Source organism: Candidatus Poribacteria bacterium, from assembly GCA_026702755.1.
In the GTDB taxonomy this organism is placed as follows: domain Bacteria; phylum Poribacteria; class WGA-4E; order WGA-4E; family WGA-3G; genus WGA-3G.
Genome location: JAPPBX010000027.1, coordinates 1 through 26,514 on the forward strand (window position 1 = coordinate 1; position 26,514 = coordinate 26,514).

Genomic DNA, 26,514 nt, shown 5'->3' on the forward strand with positions numbered 1-26,514 from the left:
TGGTATCAAAGGTTTCGCCGATAGCTCCGATATCGTTATCGTTAAAGGCTTCGTAAAAGGCACTGTAGAGTTCTTGAATTGCGGCTTTTTCTGCGTCAAAGTCGATAGGTGGTCTCGCAGCAACTGCTGATTCTTCAAGATTAACTTCAGAATTAACAGGGATAACTCTAATCTCAGGTATCCTATTACCCCCGATAGCATCAAGATGTTGCCCCACCAACACTAAGTCTAAGATATTAACAATTCCATCTTCATTGACATCCACGCGCGGATGGCTTGGATTAGCTGCCATGAGGTTGCTTGCCACCAATGTTAGATCCAGAATGTTTACTTTTCTATCTTCATTGACATCTCCGATTGAAGGTAACTGGATTGTCCCAATTCTTCCATTTCTGGTTGCAACCGCCAATGGCACTCCTGCACTATCGGAGAGTATTACATCTATTAATTTAATAGTAGAATCTTTGATCTCAATCACCTCAAAAGTTAACGTGGCAAGTGTGCCTTCATTCTCGGAAGCAGCACCTGCTTTGGATGTGGCTATGAGATGGACTTCCTCATTAGTAATTATAGGTGGGATAACAAAGACACTCACTGGCAAGTAATCCGCATTGGTACTCTTGACATAGCGGAGCGCGGTTGGATCAAAACCTACGGTCAGTTCATATCCTGAAATGTTCTGACCATCTGCTATCTGAACATTCATAATTATCTGCTCACCGACTGTAAGTGGCTCAGTTTGTGGAAATACTATATGGACAATAGCTTGGCCATAACTCATCACCGTTAAACCAAAGCACATCACAATCACCAATAGTGGAAAAAGTAGGTTACTCTCGAAAAGTTGTTTCATAAAAATTATTTCTCTTCAGAAGATAGGGGTGTAAGATTGTTCTCACCCGGTACATACAAATACGCATTTCTACCCGTGAAATACTGTGCGTACACGTTTTCCCAATCGCTGTTTGTCAGTTTCCATCGTGGTGCGGGACCGAGCTTAAAATAGACGATGTCCGCTTCTTGTAGACTCTTAAACGGATAATCACCAATCGGCGCGCCTCGATGTCGAGACACGAAAATAACGGCGTTGTGAATGTCTTGCTCCGCTACCATCGGCGGCAGCTTCTGGTAGACATGCCCCCAATTCTGGTATCTTTCCCCAATACGGACATAACTCCACACAGTGTTGACACTGAGTAGCAGAAGGCATACCCCAACAGCAATCGCGAGTCCGCGCCTCTCACGCAGTTTGAATCGTTCATAACAGATAAACATCCCACGCGCTACCAATGGAATAAACGCGAGAAATGTTGATTCGGTGTAGTAGCGTGCGTTCACTGGCGTGTACCCCCATGTTGAACCTTCAAAGTAAAAAAAGGCGTACAGCAACAGATTACCGATAAGTAGGGCAAGGCAGAACACATCGTATCTGTTACGCGAATGGTGGAAGAACGGTATCAGTAGCAAACACCACGGCAAAATTAGCGGCACAAAGGCGACAATCCATGTCAATGAAAATTCGGCATCCTTCAATAAATTGTGGTGATAACTCCCCCAACCGAGCGCGTTGAAACTGATACACGGCAGAATGTGTCGCCATGTCCTCTCAATTGCCCATGCCGGTGTAAAAATAAATGCCTGTTCAATATTAGGTTCGTATCCCTCCGTCCGAGCACCGAATCCGATTTTGTCATAAGGTTGCGCAACCGTGTGTGTGAACAGGAATGGATCTTCCGTGAAATGCGCGTTCCACGCCATACATACACCTAACATCACAACAAACGGAATAAAGAAGAACCCTAACCGTTTCACCGTAGCGGTCAATACTTGTCTATCCTGCCATTGCGTAAACAGATGATAAACTGTGAGTCCCGCGCCGACGACACCAAAGACTATCGCAGAGAGGGGACGCGTATTGAACGCGTATCCCAACGCAAACCCTGAGAGAAGCGGGTAGCCGATTCGAGCGAGGGGAGAAGCATCGTCTTTGCACTTCAAGGTCCTAAGGAGTGCAAGCAGATAAAGCACAAGGTAGAAACGACTCACTGGTTCACTGAACCACGTCGAACCCATACCCAGTGTTGCTGGTGAAATGAGCGCGAGCACAGCGGCAGTAAGTGCAATTCCGGGATGGATGTTCCCATATATTTCTTTTACAAAAAGGTAGAGAAGCAGCAGCGCACCGCCCGTTGCAAGCGCGGGAATTAGCCACGGCGCGTTGATAAATACGCCGAACATCAGCATCAAGGCGTTTCCGAATGGGTATTTTGAATACCATTTACCGTTTAGTACGTTGATATGTGGTGAAGAGGAGAACCCGTGTTCCGGGGGCGCGGGGACAGAGAGTTTACCCTCCGCGAACAACCTCGCTTGGAATAGATACGAGACGGTATCCGGTTCAAAGTAGGAGAACTGGAAATAGATACCACATAGAAGTACCGACAGTAGTACACCGAGTATAGAGATGATGAAAATAGGTCTAATCTTCATTGTGCATTTGGTAGTCTCTAAAAAATTTGACATTTACCTTTCAATAGGGTATAATATCATTAAGTGCAAATTAAAATCACTAACTTTTTAGTAGCAAGTCTCAACTTGTAAACGACACTGAAAAATGCGTAACGCTAATACACTCAACATTCATCACCATCATTCGGTCCATTTCTGAGTAGAGCGGATGAGGGGAATATGAATAAATATTTCTGATAATACGAAGTAAGTTTAACTTGTTTGAACCCTGGTAAACGAGCCGCTCTCCTCCGTGCCGCGTTAGCGGTACGCGCGAGAAAAAGAGCAGACTGTTTACTGGGTTTTTTTTTGATTTTTCATAGGGTTTTGTCCCTAACAATCCATCCTGCACGGGACATACCAAGCAGGCGTAGATGGTTCCAAAAATCCTCTTAACTGATAACTCTCACTGCGAGGCAAACTGACAATCGAGAACTAAAATATGGAAAAGTTTGATAAACCTACTGGAACGAACGATTTTCTACCGGAGCAGATGGTTCAGCGAAATTTCGTCGAAAATATCGTTCGCGAAACTTTTGAAACCTATGGATATGACCAGATTCAAACACCACTGTTTGAATCCTTCGCCCTCCTGTCTGCACAAGCTGGTGAGGAGATCCGTCATAAGATGTTTACGTTCGTCGGCTCAGATCGGGTGGATTATGCCCTAAGACCTGAGTTGACCGCCCCGGTCTGCCGACTCATTGCCAATGGACAATTAGACCATCTCCCTTATCCATATAAGCTTTACTACATCGGACAATGCGTCCGACAGGAACCAACCACGGACACGTCGGAGGCAAGACGTGAATTTCGACAAGCAGGTGTTGAACTTATCGGACCGGCTTCCGCCCATGCAGACGCTGAAATTATTACGATTCCAATCCGAATTCTTGAGAAACTCAACATTTCACAGACAAAGTTAAGAATTGGTAATACACGGGTCTTCCGAGAAATTTTTGAACAGATTGCGCTTGATCCCAAAGACCAAGCAGAAATGATATGGGACATTGACCATCTCGTCCGCGTCCGTAACGAAAGCCAACTTTGGGATATGGAAATGCTCCGCGATGAACTCAATATGTTGCGTCGTTCGCAAGGATCCGATTATCAAGGTCCCCACAAGATTGAGACTGCCGAGATTCAGGAGCTCACTGAAAATACTGCCTCCACTTATAGAGAAAAGCTGCCGATGATTGCTGAGGAAACCTATAAAGCAAGGTGGCACCGTTATTTCAACATTTCGGAAGAGGTTGCTCAGTGCTGTATAGATGTCTCAAAGGTTTGTGGCGATAAGGACACTGTAATGGCAGCGTGGGAAACGCATCTCGGCGACACCGCGCAAGCAGCACGCAAGGAACTGATCGAACTTTGTGTATGTTTGGAGAACTACGGCACTATAGATTTTGAAATCAATTTAGGCATCACGCGCGGATTTGATTTCTATACCGGCACGGTTTTTCAGATTGAATTTTCTGAGAAACGTCTACCCCTCTGTGGCGGTGGGAGATATGATAGACTGATTGCCTCCTTCGGCGGCACATCAACACCTGGTGCTGGGTTCGCGTTTCAGTTCGACGCGCTCGTAGAAGCCTTCACCGATACAAGTAAGGTAACTGTTAATGGAAGAAAAGACTACTTCATCGCAGCAGAAACGCCTGAACACATTTCAAAAGCGCAACAACTCGCTGAAACCTTGCGGGGAGCAGGTAAGAACGTCGAAGTAGATTTGATGGAACGCGATCTACAAACACAACAGGATTACGCGAACCAAGCAAACTACGATTATTTTATCTGCTTGGTCCCCGATGAACCGATGCGCCGAACTCAAGTCAAAACTGGCGACACACAGGTGGTCACCGTTGACGATCTTCTTTAGATGTTTCGCGCTTGCCAAAAAATGGAGTGTAACGCAATTATCTCTGAAACATCTAAATATGATCAGGGAAAGGACAAGAATTAAAAAATGCAAACGGAATCACAACGGACCCTGAACCTACTTTTACCAAAAGGAAGTCTACAATCAGATACCCTTGAACTGTTTCAGCGTGCCGGTTACGAACTCAACGGTTATACTGAGACTGACAGATCTTATCGCGCAACTTTCCGCGACGATAGCGAATTTCAGATCAAAATTTCGCGTCCGCAAGAGATACCTGTCTACGTCGGTATGGATGATTTCTACGATTTAGGGATTACTGGTCAAGATTGGGTTGAGGAAACCGACGCGGAAGTTGAAGAAATTTTGCCTCTGGAATACGGTCACATTGATATCATTCTTGCTGTTCGTGAAGAACGAGAAGACATCAACACATTTGAAGATTTGATGAATCTCACCGATGGAGATATCCTTATCTCTACCGAATATTTGAATCTCGCCGAGAAATATATTCTTGAAAAGACAGAAAATAGGGTCGCCCCGGCAATCTTAACACCGTGGAAGCGACTTAATACTCGTGGCACTTATCAGTCTCCCATCACGCTCATGCTGTCTTTCGGTGCGACCGAGGGAAAACCGCCTGAAGAAGCGGATGCTATCATTGACAATTCGACAGCATCACGGCGTACAATCAAGGCGAATGCCCTTAAGGAGATTGAACTCTTACGCGAATCTGAATCTACCCTCATTGCCAATCCGAAAGCACTCAAGGACTCATGGAAGCGAGAAAAGATTGAAGAATTCACGCAGGCACTTCAGAAAGGTCTACGGAGACGGCGGAGTCAGACACTCCCCGGACACATCTAATTAAGGAGCGGAACTCATGGCAACCCCATTCATTAAACCACGCGTCCCACGCGGGATGCGAGATATTTTACCTGAACAGATGATTCGCAGACAGTACGTCATAAGTGTGATTCGTGATGTCTTTGAGGAATTCGGGTTTGAACCTTTACAAACACCTGCCCTCGAATTATCTGAAGTACTTACAGGTAAGTATGGACCGGACGCAGAGAAACTCATCTATCAAGCAGGACACGCCGGTGGAAAGGAGGACATCTCCCTCCGCTACGATCTTTCGGTGCCACTCTGCCGAGTTGTCGCTATGCACCCGCAGCTCCCGAAACCTTTCAAGCGATACCAAATCGATCCCGTCTGGCGAGCGGAACGCCCGCAAAAGGGACGCTATCGTCAATTCTTCCAATGCGATGCAGATACAGTAGGAAGCGATAGCATGCTCGCTGATGCCGAAAACGTCAATCTCATCTACCAAGTGCTTTCTCGCCTCGGTTTCCAGCAATTCGAGATTAATATCAACGACCGAAAACTTATTACTGGAATTGGACAATTTGCTGGCGTGCCTACCGAACAACTCGGTGGACTCTACCGCTCTATTGATAAATTGGATAAAATTGGGTTGGCCGGGGTCAGGGAAGAATTAGCAGAAAATCAGATTTCAGAACCTGTTATTGAGAAACTACTTGCGTTGCTTGAGGTTGAAGGCGATGCAGCGACAGTCCTAAACGCCCTCAGTGAGCAACTTGGCGACTCTGAAGTGGCGCGAGAGGGTATCTCGGAATTGGAGGAATTAATCGGTTATCTCACAACGCTCGGTGTACCAGATGAATTCTACAAAGTGAACGTTGCGATGGTGCGCGGCTTGGAATACTATACCGGTCCGATCTATGAGACTGTTGTTGAAGAACCGAGAATTGGAAGTATCACCGGCGGCGGCAGGTACGATGAACTCATCGGGAGTTTCAGTAAACAGGGTTACCCCGCAACCGGTACCAGTTTCGGTATTGAGCGGATTATTGACGTGATGGAAGAATTCGATATGTTTCCCACCACCGTTGGCAAGACAGTAACACAGGTGTTGGTTACTGTTTTCGATGCCGAACTCGCCCAAGAATCCCTAAAATTGGCCACGCTTCTGCGTCAAAATGGCATCCGGACAGAGGTCTATTCTCGTCCATCGCGTATCAGCGCACAGATAAAGTATGCAGACACTAAAGGCATCCCTTATGCTGTTATCCTCGGTTCTGACGAATTAGAGGCAGGTAAAGTAGCAATTCGGAACCTCTCAAACAGAGAGCAACAGATTGTCCCGCGGGAAGAATTTGTTGAATGCATCCAAGAATGGATAGATGGTTAAAGAAAGATGAATCAATTTTATCAACGCCCCAACTTCACCCGCTATGTTATCCTTCTCTGTTGCATTGTCCAAGCAGTGCAACTAACAATTGCGGGGTGTAGTCACACAAAACCGTATTACCATCCGGATATACTGGAGAGTGCGAAACAGGATCGTAAAGCGGAGGGCACGCTCCAGTACCGTCTCTTATTACTTGGTGATGGCGGCGAGCCAAAACCGGACGAACCGGTACTGAAAACGCTCACCGAATGGGCGGAAAAAGATGCTGCAAGGACGAGCATTGTTTTTTTAGGGGACAACATGTATCCAGAAGGGATGACAGAACGCAAAAAGCATGAAGCATCAACGCGGATCACACCACAACTCGCGGTTGTCAAAACGACGGGTGCTCATGGGCTTTTTATCCCCGGAAATCATGATTGGGCGAGTGGAAAAGCGGAGGGATATAGCGCGTTGCGCGCACAAGGGGAATTTATTAACAATGCTCTCGCCGGTGAAGAAAATTTCTTGCCATCTGGTGGATCGCCCGGTCCTGTTATGCTTGAACTCCCGAAAGCTAATCCAGTTTTGCGGCTCATCGTGCTGGACACGCAGTGGTGGCTCCATCAACATGAAAAACCGAAAAAATCACCTGAAAAAATTATAGAGGAACTCATAGTACTGTTAGATACGGCATTACCGGTTATCGTTGTCGGACACCATCCGTTAGAAAGCTACGGTTCACACGGCGGCTTTTATGATTGGAAGGCACACCTTTTTCCTATCAGGTTTTTGAAAAAATGGCTCTGGATTCCAATTCCGGTAGTTGGTTCCGCGTATCCTCATGCGCGATGGCATCTCTACAGATCCGACCAAGATATGAACGGTGCGCGTAACAAAAATATGGTAGCGCAGCTAAATCGGGCGTTTACGACTCGAAAATCTCCACCCCAGGGTCCACCGCTTTTAATCTATGCTTCTGGACATGAACACTCCCTTCAGGTCTTAAAAGGCAATGTTACGGATTATCTTCTCGTGAGTGGGGCTGCGGCGAGTCGGAAAGTGACAGCAGTGATGTCTGGAGATAATACGCTATTCGCACATCAACATACCGGTTTCATGGCGATAGATTTTCGCAGCGATGGGAAGGTGTTGTTAAGAGTCGTTGAACCTGAGAGTAACGGTGTTGTATTTCACCGATGGTTGACTTTTTAGTATTTAGGGCTTACGCAAAATCCCTTTGAAAAAAATTCTTTCAAAAAATTCTTTCGAGAATGCCCTACAAGCCCTCCGTAAAAGATACTCCGTGGCAACCCTACCCAAAAAACACACCGTCTTGTAAGGGATTTATAAGCAGTCGTTTTGTGCTACCTATTCTCCATTTTTCTTCGATTCGCGATTTTGTCGGGCGTACCTTAGAAATTCCATGTCGCGCAGGTATGGTGCAACATCATCCAATTGCAAGCGGATCTCCTGCAAATCCCCAACGATCTGGTTTAAATCCGAGTCTACTTGACGATACGCCTGTTGTGCTGTGTCCTCCGCATACCCTAATTTTTTCAGATAATACGATGTTCCCAGCCAAACACAAGCGATTATAGTGACTGTTGTTGTGCCTATAACTATTGCTACAACAGTCACTATAATCCCAGTGGTGAGTTTAACGATGAGAAAGAACACTAATGCAAGAAAAATCAATAGTAGTAACGCCCACATATCTGTTCTCCTCCTTATTCATCCACACCTTTAGCGATGTTGATGAGTCGTTTCACCTCATTTTTCAGAACATCAATTTCTTGTTGAACGTCGTCTACTTTCTGATGCAGTACTTCTATCTCACGTTGTGATGCGCCCTTTGTCAACCCTTTTTTCTTTGCGGCGTAGGACGTTCCCATCCAGACGCATGCAAGCGTTGTTACAGTGATACTTCCAAATACGATAGCGATAACCAGAACGACTTGTGCCATTTTTAATGCCTCCAACTTTTTAATAAAGTAATGTTGTCTGAAAAAATCCTTTCGAGAATGCTCTACAAGCCCTCTACAAAAGATACTCCGCTATGGTAACCCTACCCAAAAAACACAAAGCCTTGTAACAGGTTTATGAGCAGTAACTTTGTGCTACCTATCCTTCATTTTTCTTTGATTCGCGATTTTGTCGGGCGTACTTTAAAAATTCCATTTCACGCAAGTAAGGCGCAACATTATCCAATTGCAAGCGAATCTCGGTTAAATCCGCTGCTATTTGCTTCAAGTCCGATTCAACTTGAAGGTAACTTTGCTTCGCCTTGCTGGGACGGTAGTCTGATTTTTTAAAGAAATATGAGATTCCCAAGCAAGTGCTTACAAGCATAATAACTGCTACCACACCGATAATAATCACTGTAAGAGTGGTAAGCACAACTGCATGTGTGATGACGAAAAAGAGTATCAGCCCGGGAATGAGTAAACAGACTGCCAGCACCAATAAAATCTGTAAAAATAGCATGTCATTCCCTCCTTCACTCATCAATACCTTTAGCAATCTGGATGAGTCGTTTAACTTCTGTTTTGAGGGCAACCATTTCCTCTTGAATATGGCTTACTTGTTCCTGCAGTACCTCTATCTCACGTTGGGAGGCACCCTTTTCCAAGCCCGCTGCTTTTTTAGCATAGGACATGCTCATCCAAGTACATGCAAGAATACCGAGTACAATGATAGCTGCTATTTCCATTTTCAAATTTCCTCCTGTTTTTTGTTGTGTTACAAGATAGAGTCTGCAAAACGTAAAAGGATAGAAAAAAATGAAGTACTCATCAAATTGATTTGATGAGTACTCGTATACGAAAGCATTCCGCATATTAATGTACTGTATTGTAGTATGCCAATATTACACGGAAATCACTGACGATTCCTCGTCAGCAGGTAATTGAAATGGTTGCGGTGTGTCTTTCTTCTCAAGCAATTGAGCGACATCATATCCCCTACGGAGCAATTCAATTAAAAGCACGTCATCCGTGGCATCATCCACCGAACTTAACGTTTTGCCACTTACGTTAAGTTCGGCATGGATAGACATCGCCTCCGACGCATCCCGAACACTCGCATAGTTTACACCCAAATATCGCTGTGTTGTCACCACGCTTTTATGCCCTAACATTTCCTGCACGGCATAAATATCGTTCGTCTGTTCATAAAGACGCTGGGCATAAGACTTCCGCAAAGAATGCGTGCCGAGTTTTCCGTTCAATCCCGCCGCCTCAAACGCGCCCTTTAGTGCGTTGTGTGCTGCTATCCTCGTCATCGTTTTCAAGCCTTGTCCTTTCCGGGAGGGAAACAATGGACGGGTCGGATCGGCATTCCCATATAACTCAATATGCCAAGCGATGAGTGCCTCAATTGCCTTTCTGCCATCTACATTCACAGGCACCGCTCTCGATACCTCACCACCCTTCACAATATTCCGATCAAACAGCAGATCTTTGACAGGCTTGTTATTCTGCCACACATCGTTTACCTTCAAGGCAAGCAGCTCACTAATTCTTCCCCCAACGGATACACCCAATATAAACAAACTCCGGTTCCTAACGGCAAATACACCGTCAAAAGCCTCCGATGCTTTTCGGATTTCAGCATTATCTAAAGGTCTTGTGCCTTTCATGAAAGAAACTCCTTATTTTATGAGTACGTATATTTTTAAAACGGAATAAAACCTTGCTGGTTTCTTAACCGCATTGGAGATTAGAAAGAAGCGGGTCTTCTCCCGTGTGGACTGGCACAAAGTTCACATACCAATTGCTCCAGAATGCCCGTTTCATCTTGTCCGCTCGTTTTCAATTGAGTATCCACTATGAGAGTTTTTTCAATCGCAGTGATTAACTCTTCAGCGGTGAAAGCATGGAGCGTCTGAAAGATTTTGTAGGCGACATAAGGATTCTGCCTTAGAATGTTATCAGAGGGTGATTTAGGCAAAAAATCTCTCATTTCTTCAACAAGCGGTTGAAAAATGTTTTTCGTAAATTCGGAGAACTGCATTCGACTCCGAAGGGGTCGGAGTCCTCTTCTTTCAGCAATTAGTTTGGCTTGAAGCGCAAATCGGAGTTGACGTATAATCATTGAGTTAACCGGGATAGGATCCTGTCCACTTGCTAACACCTCGTGAAGACTCTTCAACGCCTGTTCTATTGAACGCTTTCCGATAGCATCCGTGAGATCGAAAATGCTATCAAATGTATTCTGTGTCACTACGTTCTGGACATCGTGTTCGTCAATTTGGCGTTTGTCGCCTACAAAACTAACGATTTTATTTATTGCTTCAGCGATTGTGTGCATGTCGCCGCCGGTGCGGGTTCGGAGTTGCGTAAAAGCGCGAGGTGTTATCTGCTTACCAAATTCGGCAAATTTCTCCGAGACTTTCTTATAGAGCGGGTCCCGGTTCAGCGACGGACCGGCTTCTACGGGATCAAAGGACCTATAACGTCCCACAGCCTCGATAGCCTTAGCAACCCGGTTCCGTTCGGTCACGGGTCCCTGCACTGTGAATATCAGCACGCTACTCTTCGGAAGATCACTTTGAAGCCATTCAAGCAGCAAGGCGACATCGTCAGTAGCACCGGCTTCTGTAGCGTAGGTCTCCAGTTTCTGAGCGATTTCCGGCAAACGCTCTATGAAGCCACGTTCCTCATCGGTTAACCTTGAACCTAACTCATCAACGAGTGAGTCAACGGCATTTATGAAGTCGAGATGCCGTTCCGCGATCTGTTGCGGATTCACCTCTAAGAGTTTTGCCATTGTAGAGATACATTTCGGAGCGTCTGTAATTTCAATTTTGAATGCATTTCGGAGGAGTGTTATCGGTGTTGTCCGTTGTTGCGTCTTAAAAAATGGCGCATCGCGCACAACCACGACTCGCCATTTTGACATGACTGGGTAGAGATCCGCTTGCGTGAGAATTTCACGAATCGGAATATCTGCACCCTCCAAAAAGGAGAGGTTGAAATCACGCATTTCAGGTGTGAGCAGATGGTCGATCATCTGCTTGAGGGTTCCTTCAATGAGGAAATTTTCCTCACCACAGAGTAGATAGACCGGTAAGACTTTATTTGCTTGGATTTCGCGAAGGATGTTCGGGGGAGGTGTAGGTTTCTGTTTCATTGGGGCAAACTGCCGCCAGCTGGAACCGCTCAGGTTGCGTTGTCGCTGGTGGTCTCCCTTTGCGTACCCGCGGTAGCGAACGCAGAGAAGCGTTTTGTTGGGTCCAACGCACCACAACTGGGACATTTCGGAGGCGTATCAGCATCACTTACGCGTTGAAGCACCTCAAATTCAGTGGTGCATTTATTGCAATGATATTCAAAAATTGGCATCGTTTGCTCCTTTAAGCCTCAATGGGCCGAATAATTACCTTTACCTTTGTTCCCTTAGGCGGAATCACATCGGTATTGACACGATACGTCCGGTCATCGGTACCCGTTGGCAAGGGATGATTGAAAAGTGAATCTGGGTCGCGGTAGACTGCGATAATGTTATGGAAGAGTTGGGTAGTGAATTGCCTATTTTTAATCCGCCCACCTGTGAAGATCCACGGCGTATCTTGCATCGGTTGTTCCCTAAAGGCATTCCATACCAACTCGCGTGCACGACGCGAAACGACCTTGCCACCTTGTTGCCATTCCACCCAGATGTCAACAGGCGAACCTATTGGAGGCCGCGGATCGCCTTCAACGGCGAGGTTCCTACCGGGCTCAAAATCTAAAACACCGAGTGCTGTAAGCATATAAATTGGTTCTGCATCTACAATTAAGATGCTCTCGTGCGTTTTACCGAGTTTACCACAAGCAAAGAATTCAATATTGGCATCTCCACCCACAATATTAATTTCACCCGGCACTGTTACCTCACGTTTGCCAATATCAAAAACGACATTGCCAAGTTGATACACATTTTCACCAATTTTCTTCGGCTTTGCTAACTCAACATCCGCAGCACCGGTGGATTGTGGATGAACAGTGAGTTTCTCCGAAGCGGTATTGTCGCTTTCATCTGTATCTGCAATGTCCACACGTGCGACAAGCTCTATTTCACCTTCCGTAGTAGGTGCCCAGTCGGCTGAGACGACAGTCTCTCCCAATTTTGGTGTCCAAAGTACTTCGGTTGCGGCGACCTTTTCGTCGTCAACATAGAACTCCATGTTCAGAATCCCGTCAAAAGGAGTTCCCGTGTTCCGAAGTGTCCCACTTAGGCGAACCGCTTCGCCAACACGTGGAGCAGGTGGCGAAAATCGGAGGCTTCGCGGAACAATCCCTATATTCGGTTCCGTTGGACCCACCAACGCATGACTCAAAGACATCACAGCAAAACAGGTTGACAGAAAATCGCTCTCGGATCCGCGCCACCTTCCATCAGATTGTTGTTGCGAAACCATCATCCGTGAAATTTCATCGTACCAATTGTAACCGGCAAGCATATCTACAGTTGGCGGAATGTCGCAGAACCGTTGCAGCGAGAGTAAGTAGTAATAGAGCCATGAGTTAGAACCGGGATTCCGGGTTAAGGTCCAATGCTTTTTCACCCATCCAATGCCTTTTTGAACCTGTAGATCATCAACAGGAACACCACATGCACGAAGTGCCCACAATCCAGTTGCTGTCATGCTTCCATAGACCCCTATTGCCCACGGTGAACCGTCGTCAACTAAATTATAGAGCCAACCCCCTGTCTCCGTTTGGTTTCGGCGAATCCACTGCTCAGCACGTGCCCATGTGTCAGGCGGAATATCAAGCCCCCACTGCTTTGCAGCATAAAGCGCATAGATAACCATGTTCATGTGGGCACCGTCAGCTGTGTAACCATATCCCCAACCACCATCGTCGCGCTCGTCTGTGAACTCACTGCCGCTGATAGGAAGCTGTTTTTTGATTAACTGATTCACAGCAAATTGGGCGCGTTCTCTGTATGCTGGATCTTGCGTAGCAACTAAGACTGGAACAATTACGGCAAATTGATAAACAGCGAATTCATTCCAATCTCCCGCCAACAGAAAATCCAAGCCCTTTTGCACTGGCGGATGCGAAGGTGTCCGTCCTGTCGCAAACAAAGTTTGCAATGCCAACGCTGTCTCCTGTGTCTGATCCTCACCGAAATTCCAAGTATTGCCAGGGATAAAATTTTCAGCTAACCCCTTCAGGCTTGCGCCACAGGTAATACAGATTAAGATAAGTTGGTTTTCTGTTCCACACTGCAAACAGGTCCGACTATGTCTTCCTTGTTGTGCTTCTATCCAATCGACACCCTTCGTTATCGCGCTCTGTATCTGTTCAGAGGTAACGGGAGGGAACGTTCGTGTTTCAGCGGTAAGTGCGGCGCGTGTGATATTATTTCCTGCGTCCGTTTCCTGAATATGTTTTTCACCGAGGGGGTTAACGATAGCGTAAATTTCTGTTTTGCCAGGGGGTGGCTGCCACTGCGCTTTCACTCTGCCGGTCTTTTTGGGTTTCAGTTCTATGATCACATCCTTACAGACGATTTGGAGTGGCTTTGTCGCTGGATCCCCTTCGTACAGCTCAACAACAAGGTCTTCGTTCATTGTCGGGGTACCATCGCCAATGTTCTTCACCTCAACCCAGATTGTAATCTCTTCTCCTTCAAAAGGTGTCGGATTCGAGAAGGTGATACTGTTAGCATCAACGTAGAAATCTGGAAGTTGTGCGAATCCAGACGTAGTAAACGAGACAAGAACAAACATTCCGATTGCGAATTTTAACAGCAAGTTTTGGAAATTCACGCGCTGCGCCAAAAGAGGGGACCTAATCATAATGCACCTCACATCTATGAGAAAAATTGTAATCGCTCCGGCGAGTGCCACAATCAGATTTTAGTTCATCTTCCAACGAGACGAACGTGGCGACTCAATTTCTACTGGTTCCCAATTAGTTTCCTGCCCAGTGCCCAACGGAAACAGAGGAGGGTTGCGGGATCGGATTTGTAAATAATTGTTGCCCGCTCTTTGTCCACTTGCTGATTTCGCCTTGAAATGCTGGTCCTCCCACCAGATCAGCAACCCAGATACCACCGTCCGTAGGCGAGACGCTTATTGCAACTATTGTCCTTCCTGCCAGAAACCCGGGAAACACCGTACCATCTGCCTCTACAACTTCGGTCGTTTTTGTCCCATCTGCTGTCAAGTTTACCAACGTTGATTGTTGTGAAACGACCCAAACACTTCCATCTACAAGATTGATGCGCGGGGACGTAGGATTCGGAATATCAGTAATTTCTACCAATTTCTGTCCGCTTGGTGACACACGCATCAGAACGCTGTGCTGACTGTCTGCAATCCAAGCGTTTCCGTCGTAGTCAACGGTCACACCCTTCGGTTCACCCATCGCCGGTGCATCTGCTATTTTATTTCCTGCGGCATCGTAACGGGCAATTGGTCCGCGAGCGTTAGTTATCCAAGCAGAACCGTCCTTCGGATTCACTGCTACAGCGGGTTCATGCGCCTCTATTGTAGCTATAACGGTAGTGCCATCACCGGATACCTTTTTGACAGCATCATAACCAGCAATCCATGCAGAGCCGTCTGCGGGGTTAATAGCTACCATGTTTGGACGGTTGATGTCGGGAATCGCAAGAAAATCACCGGTATTTGGATTATAACGATAAACAGTATTTGCTGCTGAGACTGCGATCCAGACAACGCCATCTGCCGGATTAACTTCTGCGGCACTTGCCTGCGGTAAATTTGGGATAACCTGCGGATCGGCATTTCCATCGGCATATAATTTATAAACCGTCTCTCCACCACTTACGACCCAACATTCACCATTGTATTGACCATAACTGGTAGCAACACACAACATTGACAGCACCACTACCCAGAACATCTTCTTCATAATTCATATCTCCTCTTTTGCTTTATGTGCGCTTTGTAAGCGCGCTATCTATGATTCGTTAAGAGCGCGCTATACGCGACGCTTCCATGTTTAAATCCTAACACAGTTTCCCTTAATTCGCAAGGAATTTTGTGTAGACATGGGATGCAACTATCGTGCTTAGCATAGTAAAATAATCGGACGATTCTGGCTATTTCTTTTTTCTTCTATCAACTTGAACCTTATCAACCTCGTCAAGTATCCACAGACCACACTATATACTGGCATTAGAACTTATGTACATTTAGCCAGCAAATTCCGTGCCAATTTGAACAATACTACACCGACGGAGTTCTCTACAAACGGACAGAGAAAGCACTGCACAAAATGGGGCATTCTTTACACGCAATTGCACGAAATGGGGCGTAGTTTATGCTTAGAATTTGTAAATTACATGCTACCCGTGTAAACTTCTTTGTGGTGCAGCCCGTTTAAGTCTTTATAGAACTTAGATTTTGAATTTTTCTAAAATTATGCAACCTTTTTCGCATTCGATTGTATCATTAATAGGCAGAGGGCATTATACATGTTGCTAAGAAAAATATCATCATGCACCACCCGAATCAAAGCACATTTTATGCTACGAAAGCGGTGGGACTGAAAACCTGCATTTTTTTTGAAACTTTTTTCATCTAATAGTGTCTAATAGGTATTAAGGAAGGTAAACTTACAAATTAAGCGAGGAAATCAAGATGAAACGTGCACATTTCTACTGTCTCACTTTTGTGGTGGTACTCTTACTTGTTGGAATCAGTATGGTAAGCATGGCTGAAGTAGCTGTTTTGAAAATAGAGATTTCCGATGTGGTTAGCAATACCGATGCGCGGCATATTCGACGGTTGTTGGAACCGTGGGCAGATTCAGAGGACATTACTTTTAGTACACCTGTCGACAAGCACGGCAGAAAGCGGCTTTTCACCACACTTGTAGAGATCAAGCCGAGACAAGGTATTTCTAAATATAGCGAGACGCATACCTTTGATGTATATGACATCATGCGACAACTCAATGACTCCCGTTTCCGGGGTCGCCATGGACTCGGACAATCTCGTGTGCTAAAAACCGAGGCGACGATTCGCGGCGACCTGTTTGCACACCCGGGTTTCGCCCGAAGTTATCTCCGAAACGTTCCAGCATGGCGACGTTGGCGACCCGACACTTCCAATATCCAGCATGCGATGACTGCTGGCAGTGAGGAACAGAAGTTCGTTTTCAGTGCGAATCCTGAGTTTGATCAACTGCGGATTGACGCTGCGAATAACAATAAACCCGTTGAGGTGCAGGGTATCATCGCAGGATTTGATGGTCCCTATCCAATTGTATCGGTGAAGAAGTATGAGGTGGGCTATCACCTTAAGAAAGATGCGCCTGAAACGGAAACGAAGGGTAAACCGACTTACGACTATCTTGAAAGAAGGTAAGCGTTACGGCACAGTGGTGTGTGCCTACTACTTTGGTTATGTTACGGCACAGCGGAGTGTGCCTACTACTTTGGTTATGTTACGGCACAGTGGTGTGTGCCTACTACTTTGGTTACGACTGGTAACCACCTGTATTGAAAAGTACAACGCGTTCGGAGGCTTCAATCATCCCGTTCGCGACAAGTTGTTCGAGTGCCGCGACCGTTGCTGCTCCTTCAGGACACGTCAAGAGTCCCTCGGTTGTGGGGAGCAATTGCATTGATTCACGGATGGCATCGTCTGTGACAGCAATTGCGGCACCGTTGCTTTTACGAATCGCCTCCAGAATAAGAAAATCGCCGATCGCCTGTGGCACCCGTAAACCGCTCGCAACGGTATCCGCGTCGTGCCACGGTTCCGCTTCAGTAGCCTCTTCTTCCCATGCCTTAACAATCGGCGCACATCCTGTTGACTGCACAGAGATGAACCGTGGTCTTTTCTTCCCGATCCAACCGATCGCTTCTAATTCCGCAAAGCCTTTCCACATCCCCACAATACCCGTACCACCGCCGGTAGGATAGATAATAACATCCGGTAGCTCCCATCCGAGCTGCTCAGCGAGCTCAAATCCCATCGTTTTTTTCCCTTCAACGCGGTACGGCTCCTTAAGCGTTGACACGTCAAACCAGCCCTCGTGCTCTTTCCGTTCCGCTACAATTTTGCCTGCATCAGTAATTAAGCCGTCGATCAGCGTGACATTTGCACCGGCGAGTTGACACGTCTCCTTGTTAAAGGCTGGGGTATCCTGGGGCATAAAGATATGGGCGGTTATACCTGCTGCTGCAGCATAAAGGGCAAGAGCAGTCGCTGCGTTACCAGCGGACGGTATGGCTAACTGGGTTAACCGGAGCACTTTCGCTTTGGATACCGCCATTGCTAAGCCTCGTGCCTTAAAACTTCCAGTAGGTAACCGAGATTCGTCCTTCACCCACACCTGTGTGAGTCCAAACCTCGCTCCCAATCTTTTCGCATGGATGAGCGGTGTCATCGTTTCCCCAAGTGTCACTATGTCTGCTGGATCAGATATAGGTAGGAGTTCCCGATAACGCCAGAGTGAGGCGGGTCTTGACAGAAGTGTGTCGCTTTTCCACGTCTCCGCTATCTGTTCAAGCGCGTAACGGGCAAGTAGCGGTTTCCCACAAGCGATGCAGACATTCTGTGGCACCGTGTGCGGATAGGTTTCACCGCACTTGCTGCATTCAAGATGCTGGAGGTAGTTTTTCATTTTACTTTGCTTAGGCGTGCGCAAGCAGTTTGAGAAGGATCGCCTTCATGCTATGGAGTCGGTTCTCGGACTGCTCAAAGATAATTGAACGCGCGTCGTTGACGAGTTCACCTGAAATTTCATACCCGTGATGCGCCGGGAGACAGTGCATAACCCGGCACTCGTGTTCCTTGAGTAGTTCGGCATTCAATTGATACGGCATCATCTTCTCCAACCTGCGTTTCCGTTCCTTCGCAAAAGCCGGATCTGTGAAGAATTCCATATCCACCCATGTATCTGTATAGACAACATCGCTTTCAGCAATCACTTTCTCCAGTGAACTTCCAATTGATGTAGTATCGGTATCAAGTGTTTTATAGAGCCCTTTCCCAGAGGCTTCATTCCACAGCTCCTTATCAACAGCAGCAGGGTTCACCTCCGGCGCAACGACAGTGACCTCAACGCCGACCTTCATACCAGCAGCAATCAACGAATTACAGACGTTGTTATGCACCCCGATGAAGCATAATTTGATCCCGTCCAGTCTCCCAAAGTGTTCCTGTATTGTCATCAGATCGCCGAGTGCCTGTGTCGGATGGTATTTGTCACAACACCCGTTAATTACTGGTACGGCTGCGGCAGCGGCTGCCTCAACGAGTTCTGTATGTTTTAAGAATCTGGCTAAGATGATGTCCATGTATGCCGATAGGACGCGCATCTCGTCGCCAAGGTCGGCTAACGCGAAGTTTGTCGTGCGCCAGTCGAGGTAATGTGCGTGTCCGCCGAGTTGCGTTACACCAACTTCACCTGCGCAGCGCGTTCGTGTAGAGGTCTTTTGGAAAAGCAGACAGAGACTCTTTCCAACTATGGCGTGTCTATATTTTTCGGGATGGTTTTTGATTTTCAGACTTGTTTCAACGGTTTCAAGTATGTCCGTTTCTGACCATGGGTTCAGTGTAATTAGGTGCATGATTACCTCCACAGTAGGGTTTGGCAAACCACAAAAGTTTACCTTTACTGGCTTATTTTCAGCTGTTACCAACCGGTGGTAAGTAAGAAACCATAATTATACCCGAATTCCCGATATAAGTCAAATGTTTTTGTTTTCGACAAAGGTATCCGATTCTGGCAGAAGGAGGGTCCCTACCTGATACTGGAAAAGGAATTCTTATTCAAGCATTCTTCTCGTAGGTGCGATACTTCGACAATTTCCTCGACCCAAGACAGGACACTTACAAAGCACGTTGATAACACATGTGGGAGGAGTTTCTAAGTTCGATCCCACGGGGTCTCAACACCCAGCTCATCAGCAAGTTTCTCAATCTCATGCAACGGTTCCTTGTGAAGCGGAATTCCATTTGCGAGACGTTCTTGGGTCAATTCCCATTCAATCTCGCCGGGCAGGGTGACGCGCGTAAATCCACTACGTGGTGTGGCTTGTCGGGTCATGCGAATTTGCCGGTCGATTTCAGCCTTGAATTCCACAATAGACGTGAAATTGGCAATATTGATAGCAAGAAAAAAATGTGCTGATGTGCGTTTCTCTTGTGGTGCATCCCCGGGCTGATAGTGCTTATTGATGCCCATCAGTCCACCACTCAAAGGACCGCATAAAACATCCATCACGATTGCGAGGGCGGAACCTTTGGGACCTGCAGCTGGTAAAATCGCCGCCACTTTCGATGGGTCCTCGGTTTCATTGCCATCTGCGTCCAGTGCCCATCCCAACGGAATTTTTTCTTGATACAGTCTCGCGGTCCCAATCCGTCCAGCAGCAGCGGCACCGCACGCCATATCCAACACGATGGGTGGTTCTTCACCCGCAGGGATGGCATACGAGAACGCATTGTTTCCAATCGAAGTGCTTCTGGCACCGTGGACAGCGACATTCACACCGAGTCCATTGGTCGTCGCGAAACCGATCATATCGCGCGCCATGGCTCGCATCGCATGGCTGGAGGCAGCCCCGAAGTGATTACTGTTCCGAACGACAGCCAATCCAATTGAAGCCGACCTTGCCTTTTCAATGGCAATGTTCATTGCACGAACACCGACAAGATGTCCCAATCCTCGGTCGCCATCCAATAGGACAGATGCTGGGTTGTCTTCAAGCCGCTGGAGCTCCGGTGTCGGATTTATATTGCCGTTAATGATGCCTCGGACATAACCGGGTACGGCACGTGTCGCATGCGAATGAACACCCCGTAAATCCATCAGTACCTGCATTTCCGAGACGGTATCTGCATCTGATTGCGCAACACCCACCTCTTGGTAAAGCTGGCTACACACACTTTGTAATTCTGCTGCGTTAACAATTGCTTCTTGTTCGTGTCGATTCATGATTATGGGTCCCCCTACAGCATTTTCAAGTTGCCCGAATTGGAAGGACAAGTATACAATTGCCACTATTTTAGCAAAACTAATCTTAAAGCGCAAATTTTGTTCGGGAAACCACATAGGCTGGCATTTAACGGACTTTTTACTTGACTTCACACCTCCCGCTGTGATATTATTACTACATAAGTTAAGCGCAACATTGTCGATAAGAACGCAGACTCCAATTCTGCCCTTGGCGAGCATATCAATGATTTTACCCAATTACACCTCACAACGCATTTGCCTGATTTTGGTGTTAGTGTTTGTTGCCTTCACCGCCAACCCGGGTAAAGAGACAACCTCTGGCTTCTCGCAAGGGGCGATTCCATTCTTAAAACAGTACTGCTTCAGTTGTCATGCTGGTGACCAACCCGCTGCTGAACTTGCGCTCGATTCATTTACAGACGACCTTTCGTTGATTGAGAATCGTGATGCCTGGGAACGGGTCTTAGACATGCTAACAACAGGTCAAATGCCACCACCAGATAGCGATCAACCCTCAATAGAAGCGTCGGAGTCGTTTGTTCAATACATTGAAGGCATCTTTGAACACGCAGATCGCACGGCTAAACCGGATCCAGGTCGAGTAACGGTTCGCAGGCTCAATAGAGTGGAATACAAAAATACTGTCCGAGACCTGCTTGGTGCTGATTTCGACCCCACCGAAAATTTCCCAGCGGATGATGTCGGACACGGATTCGATAACATCGGCGATGTACTGACGATGTCGCCGCTCCTGATGGAACGCTACCTTGAAGCGGCAGAAGCCATCACTACTCGTGTAATTTTAGCAGAGCCGCCACCGCCATTAAAACGCTATCAGAGAGGCAGCCGCCTCCATCCACACCACGATGATGTTCCTGACGAACGCTTCCGTATACTTGATCCAACCGCCACAGAGACGTGGAAATCAGGCCCCTTTACAACGGGCGCAACATATTTCAATATGTTCCCGGATGAAGAGGTCATCTACAAGTCAACACTTTATGCCGAAACTGAAAGTGAGACACCCGTTGAAGTCGCTCTATTCGTTCAAGGTGAGGAGCTCGAGGAAGTCTCTTCACCAGATGAATTGGCACGTTTAGTAGGCATTGATCCTACATTAGACAACAAGATTAAGATTTTAAAGACTTTTGAGATTACCGCCCGCGACTCAAAAAAGACACAGACGATTGAGGTACTTGTTACCGGAATCCCGCACATTCAACACGCTGGGATTGCGATGGTTAAGCCTGCTGACGGTGTCCCGAACGCTAAACTCCAGATCCGTACACTCTGGGCTGAAGGTCCATTGGATACCCGCCCCGACACCCAACTTGAAATCTTGGCGTGTACACCGGATATCCCGCAAATAGAACAGACGCGTGAAGTGTTGGCCCGTCTGCTTCGAGATGGATACCGTCGCCCACCAACTGAAACTGAAGTGGAACAACTCGTGCAGTTTGTGGAATTAATCCAAGCCGATGGTGCAAAGTGGGAAGCAGCGATTCAACAGGCACTCAAAGTTATCCTCTGTTCGCCGAAGTTCCTATTTCGATTGGAGTTAGACGACCGTCCGCAAAGCCCAGAGCCATACCCAATTGATGAGTTCCAACTCGCATCGCGACTTTCCTATTTTTTGTGGAGCAGTATGCCGGATGATGAACTCTTTGAACTTGCAGAGAAAAACCAACTGACTGACAATCTTGATGCACAAGTTAAACGGATGTTGGCGGACCCAAAAGCGACGGAATTGGCACGCGACTTTGGATCTCAATGGTTACAGATACAACGCCTCGCAACAGTTACCCCTGATCGTGAACGCTTTCCGACCTTCGGTCGTAGGTTGCGAGCCGCGATGTTGAAAGAGACGGAATTCTTTCTCGAATCGATTTTCCGCGAGGATCAGAGCATTCTTAATATACTTGATGCAGATTACACTTTCCTCAACCAAGAATTGGCAAACCATTACGGTATTACCGATACAAAAGGAAATTGGATGGGACAGAAAAAAACTGTCCTCGGTGGTGAAGCGATTAAAGGCAAGGAATTTCGGCGTGTTACGTTGCAAGGGGCTTCCCGCGGTGGCATACTTACCCATGCCAGTGTTTTAACAGTGACTTCTAATCCGACCCGCACCTCACCGGTGAAAAGAGGACGTTGGGTTTTGGAACAGCTTCTCGGTTCGCCGCCACCGCCACCGCCGCCAGATGTCCCAGAATTGGAAGAAGACCATGAAGCTACTACCGGCACTACCTTGCGAGAACGCCTCGAGCAACACCGAGAGGATCCAGCGTGTGCCAACTGCCACGCCAAAATGGACCCAATCGGGTTCGCACTCGAAAACTATAATGCAATCGGAGCGTTTCAAACCAAAGAAGGCGAATTGGTGATTGACACAACAGCCGAATTACCAGACGGTACCGCTTTTGATGGTATAGCAGACCTGAAGCAGATCCTTATAGATAGACAACAACAATTTTTACGCTGTTTGACGGAGAAAATGTTGACGTATGCGTTAGGTAGAGGATTGGAATATTACGACCGACCCACTGTTGATCGGATCGTAGTGCAACTTGAAGTCGAAGGTTACAGAAGTTCCGCCCTGATTACTGAAATTGTTAAAAGTGATCCGTTCCGCCTGCGACGTGGCACTCAGGATAATTGATGATGCGAATTTTCAGTCATTTCATTCTTCTTGCTATCATAACGCTACAACCCAGTTGTTATATATCTGGTTATAACACACAAAACAAAAATCCCACTGCACAGCGGGAGAAAAAATACGCTTCTCACTTGGCGTTGGAGGAAAAATATTCCGTTTACTTAGATTCGACATGGACGACAAAAGACGCTGCTGCGCTTTTGAAGGTCTTTGAAGCCATGCCGTCAGGTCTGAATCTACAATTTTCCAGATGGAATATAAGCGATGACGACTTAGAAAAGGGTATTAAGATTGAATCTAAAGATAAGTTAAAATTCGTTACGATTAGTAGAAATATCTTTCCCGTAGAAGGATCTCAAGAGGTCTTATCACCAAGCAAGTACCTCTATTATGCTGTCGTTCAATTCATAACGGAGAATGGAACAAACAGATCCATAATAGAATTAATATTGCAGAAAAGGTATGGGATATATGTGCCTTCTCATGCTTCATCAACTGAGGACACACCAAATACAACATCAGAACGCTACTCGGAAACCGAGGACACACCAAACACAACATCAGAACGTTACTCGAATTTTGAAAATGCCGATCTGATGCTTATTATATCAGTATTTGAAGAGTTCCCTCAGGCATTACATAAAATACCGCAATTAAAGTATATAGTCCGCAGAATCGATGATAATGAAGACAGAGGAATCAGTTATGCCCGGACAGGTCGCGGTTCCATAGTGCTTGCTGAATCTACTCTCAAGCGTCGTGGCCGTTATAATGTTAATAATACACGTTGCGTCATTGCCCACGAAAAGGCACATTTTTTATGGGCTTACGTTTTTAATCACAAAATTAGAGCAGATTGGGCGAAACTTGGCGGATGGTATCAAGATTCAACGAGTGAATCCGGTTGGTCAACAACTAAAGAACGATCAGAGTTCATAACAGATTACGCTTATACAGAAAATCCAAATGAGGATATGGCGGAAAGTATCGCAAATTATTTTGTATATCCCGATAAACTCCGTTCCTGTTGCCCTGAGAAATACGAATTTATTCATAATCGGATTATGCTTCTATATGGCAAACGGTGGGGCACGTCTAATATTATGTAGATTAACATAACAGGACGAACCCAAATTGAACAGACAAGAGATGTTGTTTGCTGAAAAGTCTTTGTTTCTGTGTTTTTAGCATGTAGCATTGCGCGATAATGTCTCTCAAAAAACGAAAGATTAGCAATGTATAGCACAGAACCGAGAAGACTACAAATTTACCGAGAGCAAAACGGACGACAGCCGTTCACGGAATGGTTTTACGCAATTCAAGATACAAAAACGCGAACCAGAATTCGCAAACGACTGGACCGGCTTGAAGACGGAAATTTTGGTGATTGTCAACCTGTCGGTAGTGGTGTCTCTGAATTGCGTCTCCATTTCGGTCCGGGCTATCGGATCTATTTTGCCGAAATTGATAACAAGCTTGTTCTTCTACTTTGTGGCGGGGGCAAGTCATCACAGCAACGAGACATTGTGCAGGCAAAGAATTATTGGTTGCAATACAAGGAGTCACAACAATGACAGAACCGAGAACATGGCACGAAATCTTAATCGCAGATCTCGCTGCCAACCGTGCGGAAGCTATTGACTATCTTGATTTGTCCTTACAAGAATACCAAATTGACGGTGACACATCCTTCTTTCTAAAAGGGATTCGCAACATCATAGAGGCACTTGGTGGGGTTACAGAAATTGCGAAGCAAACGGATACGAAGCCTGAAGCCCTCTTTGAGGTGCTCTCCAGCGACGATGTCCCTTGCATTGATACGCTCAACATTATTGCTAACGCGTTGGGGGGTCGGTTGTCGATTGAACCGATAGCAGCTGTGAGCCCAGATCCTGAAGTTAAGGATAAGGATCATCCAATTGCGCAGCAGGGGGCTACGCGTGAGCATCTTTCAGTCACCACTGACTCATAAGTCTTGTGAGTCAGAAAATCGGTTTACCAAAGGAAAGTTATTGCATAAAAGTAATGAGAAAATGCAAGAACTACGAAGAGGGCCTCAAGGTGCGATTGGCAGATTCAGCGTATGCGAAGGAATATCTTACCGTAGCACTTGAGGAATATGAGGAAGATGGTAACATTGAAGCGTTTTTGCTTGCAGCCAAAGACGTAGCAAATGCTCAAGGCAGAGAGTCTCAACCTTGCTGCCACAACGATGGAAAACGCCTATGAACACATCAAAACAACTTTCACGTCGAACATTTTTACGTAGTCTGGGTGCCAGTGCCGTTTTACCTTTACTCAATCCCTTGACTGCTTTGGCAGACATTCCCTCAAAAGAGGGACCGATTACCCGTTATCCGGATCCAGCGGTTGAAGTTATCGACTCGCGTTTTGCGAAATATAAAATTGGGAACGCTGTCGTGGAACGACTGTGGACAGGTGCGCGTTGGTCTGAGGGTCCCGTCTGGTTCGGTGATGGTGGATTCCTCCTCTGGAGCGATATTCCGAACAACCGTATTCTGAAATGGCAGGAAGCAACTGGTAAGGTTAGCATCTATCGCAAACCCTCTAACCATACCAACGGTCACACGCGCGATCGGCAAGGTAGACTCATCAGCTGCGAACACGGCGCACGACGCGTAACGCGAACCGAATACGATGGCACGATTAGTGTCCTGATTGATAACTTTGAAGGGAAACGGTTCAACGCCCCGAACGATGTGGTCGTCCATCCGGATGGACATATCTGGTTCACTGATCCGGGATACGGTATCATGTTCAATTATGAAGGGCATAAAGCACCGTTTGAATTGCCAACATCCGTTTATCGTCTCAATCCAGACACCGGTAAGGTGACCGTTGTGACAGAGGAACTCGAAAAACCGAACGGCATCTGCTTTTCGCCTGATTACGATAAACTTTATATCGCTGATACAGGGACACCGAAAAATATCGTTGTTTTCGATGTCGTAGACGGTGCGCGGCTTAGCAATAAGCAGGTCTTCCACGATATGGCACCCGGTGCCGCTGACGGTCTTCGGTGCGATACTGATGGCAATGTCTGGACGGGGACAGGCTGGGTTGGTGAAGGCTACGATGGCGTACATATCTTTGACCCAGATGGAACACTTATCGGGAAGATTCATCTGCCAGAAATCTGTTCCAACATCTGCTTCGGTGGTGTAAAACGCAACAGACTCTTTATGACAGGGAGCCAATCTCTCTACTCAGTTTATGTGGAAGCGCAAGGGGCACCGTACTTTTAAGCGCGCCATAAACACTTGACAAGTCATATAAAATACAGTATAATTGTGTTATAGGAGTTATGAAGCAAGAA

General features: G+C 46.6%; 25 protein-coding genes. 11 read left to right on the forward strand and 14 right to left on the reverse strand.

The window, feature by feature from the left end; all coding sequences use genetic code 11:
• Positions 1-853: cohesin domain-containing protein (locus OXH39_05030; protein MCY3549803.1), on the reverse strand; the 853-nt coding region annotated here is incomplete at its 3' end.
• A 5-nt stretch (positions 854-858) separates the two neighbouring features.
• Positions 859-2,490, reverse strand: coding sequence for a hypothetical protein (locus tag OXH39_05035; GenBank protein MCY3549804.1), 1,632 nt, complete (start codon positions 2,488-2,490; stop codon positions 859-861).
• A 460-nt stretch (positions 2,491-2,950) separates the two neighbouring features.
• Between OXH39_05035 and OXH39_05040 the strand changes: the two genes are divergently transcribed.
• The 4 genes from OXH39_05040 (at position 2,951) to OXH39_05055 (ending at position 7,796) form a co-directional block, all read left to right on the forward strand.
• The gene (locus tag OXH39_05040) at positions 2,951-4,387 is read left to right on the forward strand and encodes an ATP phosphoribosyltransferase regulatory subunit (GenBank protein MCY3549805.1); all 1,437 of its coding nucleotides are present in this window, start codon (positions 2,951-2,953) and stop codon (positions 4,385-4,387) included.
• Between the two features lie 87 nt (positions 4,388-4,474).
• The gene (gene hisG, locus OXH39_05045) at positions 4,475-5,254 is read left to right on the forward strand and encodes an ATP phosphoribosyltransferase (protein ID MCY3549806.1); all 780 of its coding nucleotides are present in this window, start codon (positions 4,475-4,477) and stop codon (positions 5,252-5,254) included.
• 16 nt (positions 5,255-5,270) lie between these two features.
• Complete coding sequence (gene hisS / locus OXH39_05050; protein ID MCY3549807.1) at positions 5,271-6,602, forward strand: histidine--tRNA ligase; 1,332 nt, start codon at positions 5,271-5,273, stop codon at positions 6,600-6,602.
• A 6-nt stretch (positions 6,603-6,608) separates the two neighbouring features.
• The gene (locus OXH39_05055; protein MCY3549808.1) at positions 6,609-7,796 is read left to right on the forward strand and encodes a metallophosphoesterase; all 1,188 of its coding nucleotides are present in this window, start codon (positions 6,609-6,611) and stop codon (positions 7,794-7,796) included.
• A gap of 156 nt (positions 7,797-7,952) precedes the next feature.
• On the opposite strand, the gene OXH39_05060 is transcribed toward OXH39_05055, so the two are convergent.
• The 9 genes from OXH39_05060 to OXH39_05100 all read right to left on the reverse strand — a co-directional run bounded on the left by OXH39_05060 (position 7,953) and on the right by OXH39_05100 (position 15,454).
• Complete coding sequence (locus tag OXH39_05060) at positions 7,953-8,297, reverse strand: hypothetical protein (protein ID MCY3549809.1); 345 nt, start codon at positions 8,295-8,297, stop codon at positions 7,953-7,955.
• Positions 8,298-8,311: 14 nt separating this feature from the next.
• Positions 8,312-8,548, reverse strand: a complete 237-nt coding sequence (locus OXH39_05065; GenBank protein ID MCY3549810.1) for a hypothetical protein — start codon at positions 8,546-8,548, stop codon at positions 8,312-8,314.
• A gap of 157 nt (positions 8,549-8,705) precedes the next feature.
• A complete protein-coding gene (locus tag OXH39_05070; GenBank protein MCY3549811.1) occupies positions 8,706-9,068 on the reverse strand; it encodes a hypothetical protein in 363 nt (120 codons plus the stop codon).
• 13 nt (positions 9,069-9,081) lie between these two features.
• A complete protein-coding gene (locus tag OXH39_05075) occupies positions 9,082-9,294 on the reverse strand; it encodes a hypothetical protein (protein ID MCY3549812.1) in 213 nt (70 codons plus the stop codon).
• 156 nt (positions 9,295-9,450) lie between these two features.
• On the reverse strand, positions 9,451-10,221 hold the full coding sequence (locus OXH39_05080) for a tyrosine-type recombinase/integrase (protein MCY3549813.1): 771 nt from the start codon (positions 10,219-10,221) through the stop codon (positions 9,451-9,453).
• An 80-nt stretch (positions 10,222-10,301) separates the two neighbouring features.
• A complete protein-coding gene (holA, locus tag OXH39_05085; GenBank protein MCY3549814.1) occupies positions 10,302-11,714 on the reverse strand; it encodes a DNA polymerase III subunit delta in 1,413 nt (470 codons plus the stop codon).
• 29 nt (positions 11,715-11,743) lie between these two features.
• The gene (locus tag OXH39_05090; GenBank protein MCY3549815.1) at positions 11,744-11,926 is read right to left on the reverse strand and encodes a zinc ribbon domain-containing protein; all 183 of its coding nucleotides are present in this window, start codon (positions 11,924-11,926) and stop codon (positions 11,744-11,746) included.
• 11 nt (positions 11,927-11,937) lie between these two features.
• Positions 11,938-14,373, reverse strand: coding sequence for a YdjY domain-containing protein (locus OXH39_05095; GenBank protein MCY3549816.1), 2,436 nt, complete (start codon positions 14,371-14,373; stop codon positions 11,938-11,940).
• A gap of 115 nt (positions 14,374-14,488) precedes the next feature.
• Entirely contained in the window at positions 14,489-15,454 is a 966-nt protein-coding gene (locus OXH39_05100; protein MCY3549817.1) for a hypothetical protein, read from the reverse strand.
• Positions 15,455-16,185: 731 nt separating this feature from the next.
• Here OXH39_05100 and OXH39_05105 point away from each other — a divergent pair.
• Entirely contained in the window at positions 16,186-16,914 is a 729-nt protein-coding gene (locus tag OXH39_05105) for a hypothetical protein (GenBank protein MCY3549818.1), read from the forward strand.
• A gap of 112 nt (positions 16,915-17,026) precedes the next feature.
• Here OXH39_05105 and OXH39_05110 read toward each other — a convergent pair whose 3' ends face one another.
• The 3 genes from OXH39_05110 to OXH39_05120 all read right to left on the reverse strand — a co-directional run bounded on the left by OXH39_05110 (position 17,027) and on the right by OXH39_05120 (position 20,497).
• Entirely contained in the window at positions 17,027-18,178 is a 1,152-nt protein-coding gene (locus tag OXH39_05110; GenBank protein ID MCY3549819.1) for a threonine synthase, read from the reverse strand.
• 10 nt (positions 18,179-18,188) lie between these two features.
• Positions 18,189-19,127 carry an ornithine carbamoyltransferase gene (locus tag OXH39_05115; protein ID MCY3549820.1) on the reverse strand — a complete coding sequence of 313 codons (939 nt, stop codon included), beginning with the start codon at positions 19,125-19,127 and terminating at the stop codon, positions 18,189-18,191.
• Positions 19,128-19,426: 299 nt separating this feature from the next.
• Entirely contained in the window at positions 19,427-20,497 is a 1,071-nt protein-coding gene (locus OXH39_05120; protein MCY3549821.1) for an Ldh family oxidoreductase, read from the reverse strand.
• A gap of 244 nt (positions 20,498-20,741) precedes the next feature.
• On the opposite strand from OXH39_05120, the gene OXH39_05125 reads away from it, so the two are divergent.
• From OXH39_05125 to OXH39_05150, 6 genes are all read left to right on the forward strand, one after another.
• Complete coding sequence (locus tag OXH39_05125; GenBank protein ID MCY3549822.1) at positions 20,742-23,180, forward strand: DUF1592 domain-containing protein; 2,439 nt, start codon at positions 20,742-20,744, stop codon at positions 23,178-23,180.
• Positions 23,180-24,286, forward strand: a complete 1,107-nt coding sequence (locus tag OXH39_05130; protein ID MCY3549823.1) for a hypothetical protein — start codon at positions 23,180-23,182, stop codon at positions 24,284-24,286. Before OXH39_05125 ends, OXH39_05130 begins: the two co-directional genes overlap by 1 nt.
• A gap of 126 nt (positions 24,287-24,412) precedes the next feature.
• Positions 24,413-24,751: a type II toxin-antitoxin system RelE/ParE family toxin gene (locus tag OXH39_05135; protein MCY3549824.1), complete on the forward strand. Its 339-nt coding sequence runs from the start codon at positions 24,413-24,415 to the stop codon at positions 24,749-24,751.
• Positions 24,748-25,149, forward strand: coding sequence for a hypothetical protein (locus OXH39_05140; GenBank protein MCY3549825.1), 402 nt, complete (start codon positions 24,748-24,750; stop codon positions 25,147-25,149). The genes OXH39_05135 and OXH39_05140 overlap by 4 nt, the downstream gene beginning before the upstream one ends.
• Positions 25,150-25,202: 53 nt before the next feature.
• Entirely contained in the window at positions 25,203-25,406 is a 204-nt protein-coding gene (locus OXH39_05145) for a hypothetical protein (GenBank protein ID MCY3549826.1), read from the forward strand.
• Entirely contained in the window at positions 25,403-26,443 is a 1,041-nt protein-coding gene (locus OXH39_05150; protein MCY3549827.1) for an SMP-30/gluconolactonase/LRE family protein, read from the forward strand. The genes OXH39_05145 and OXH39_05150 overlap by 4 nt, the downstream gene beginning before the upstream one ends.
• Positions 26,444-26,514: the final 71 nt, after the last annotated feature.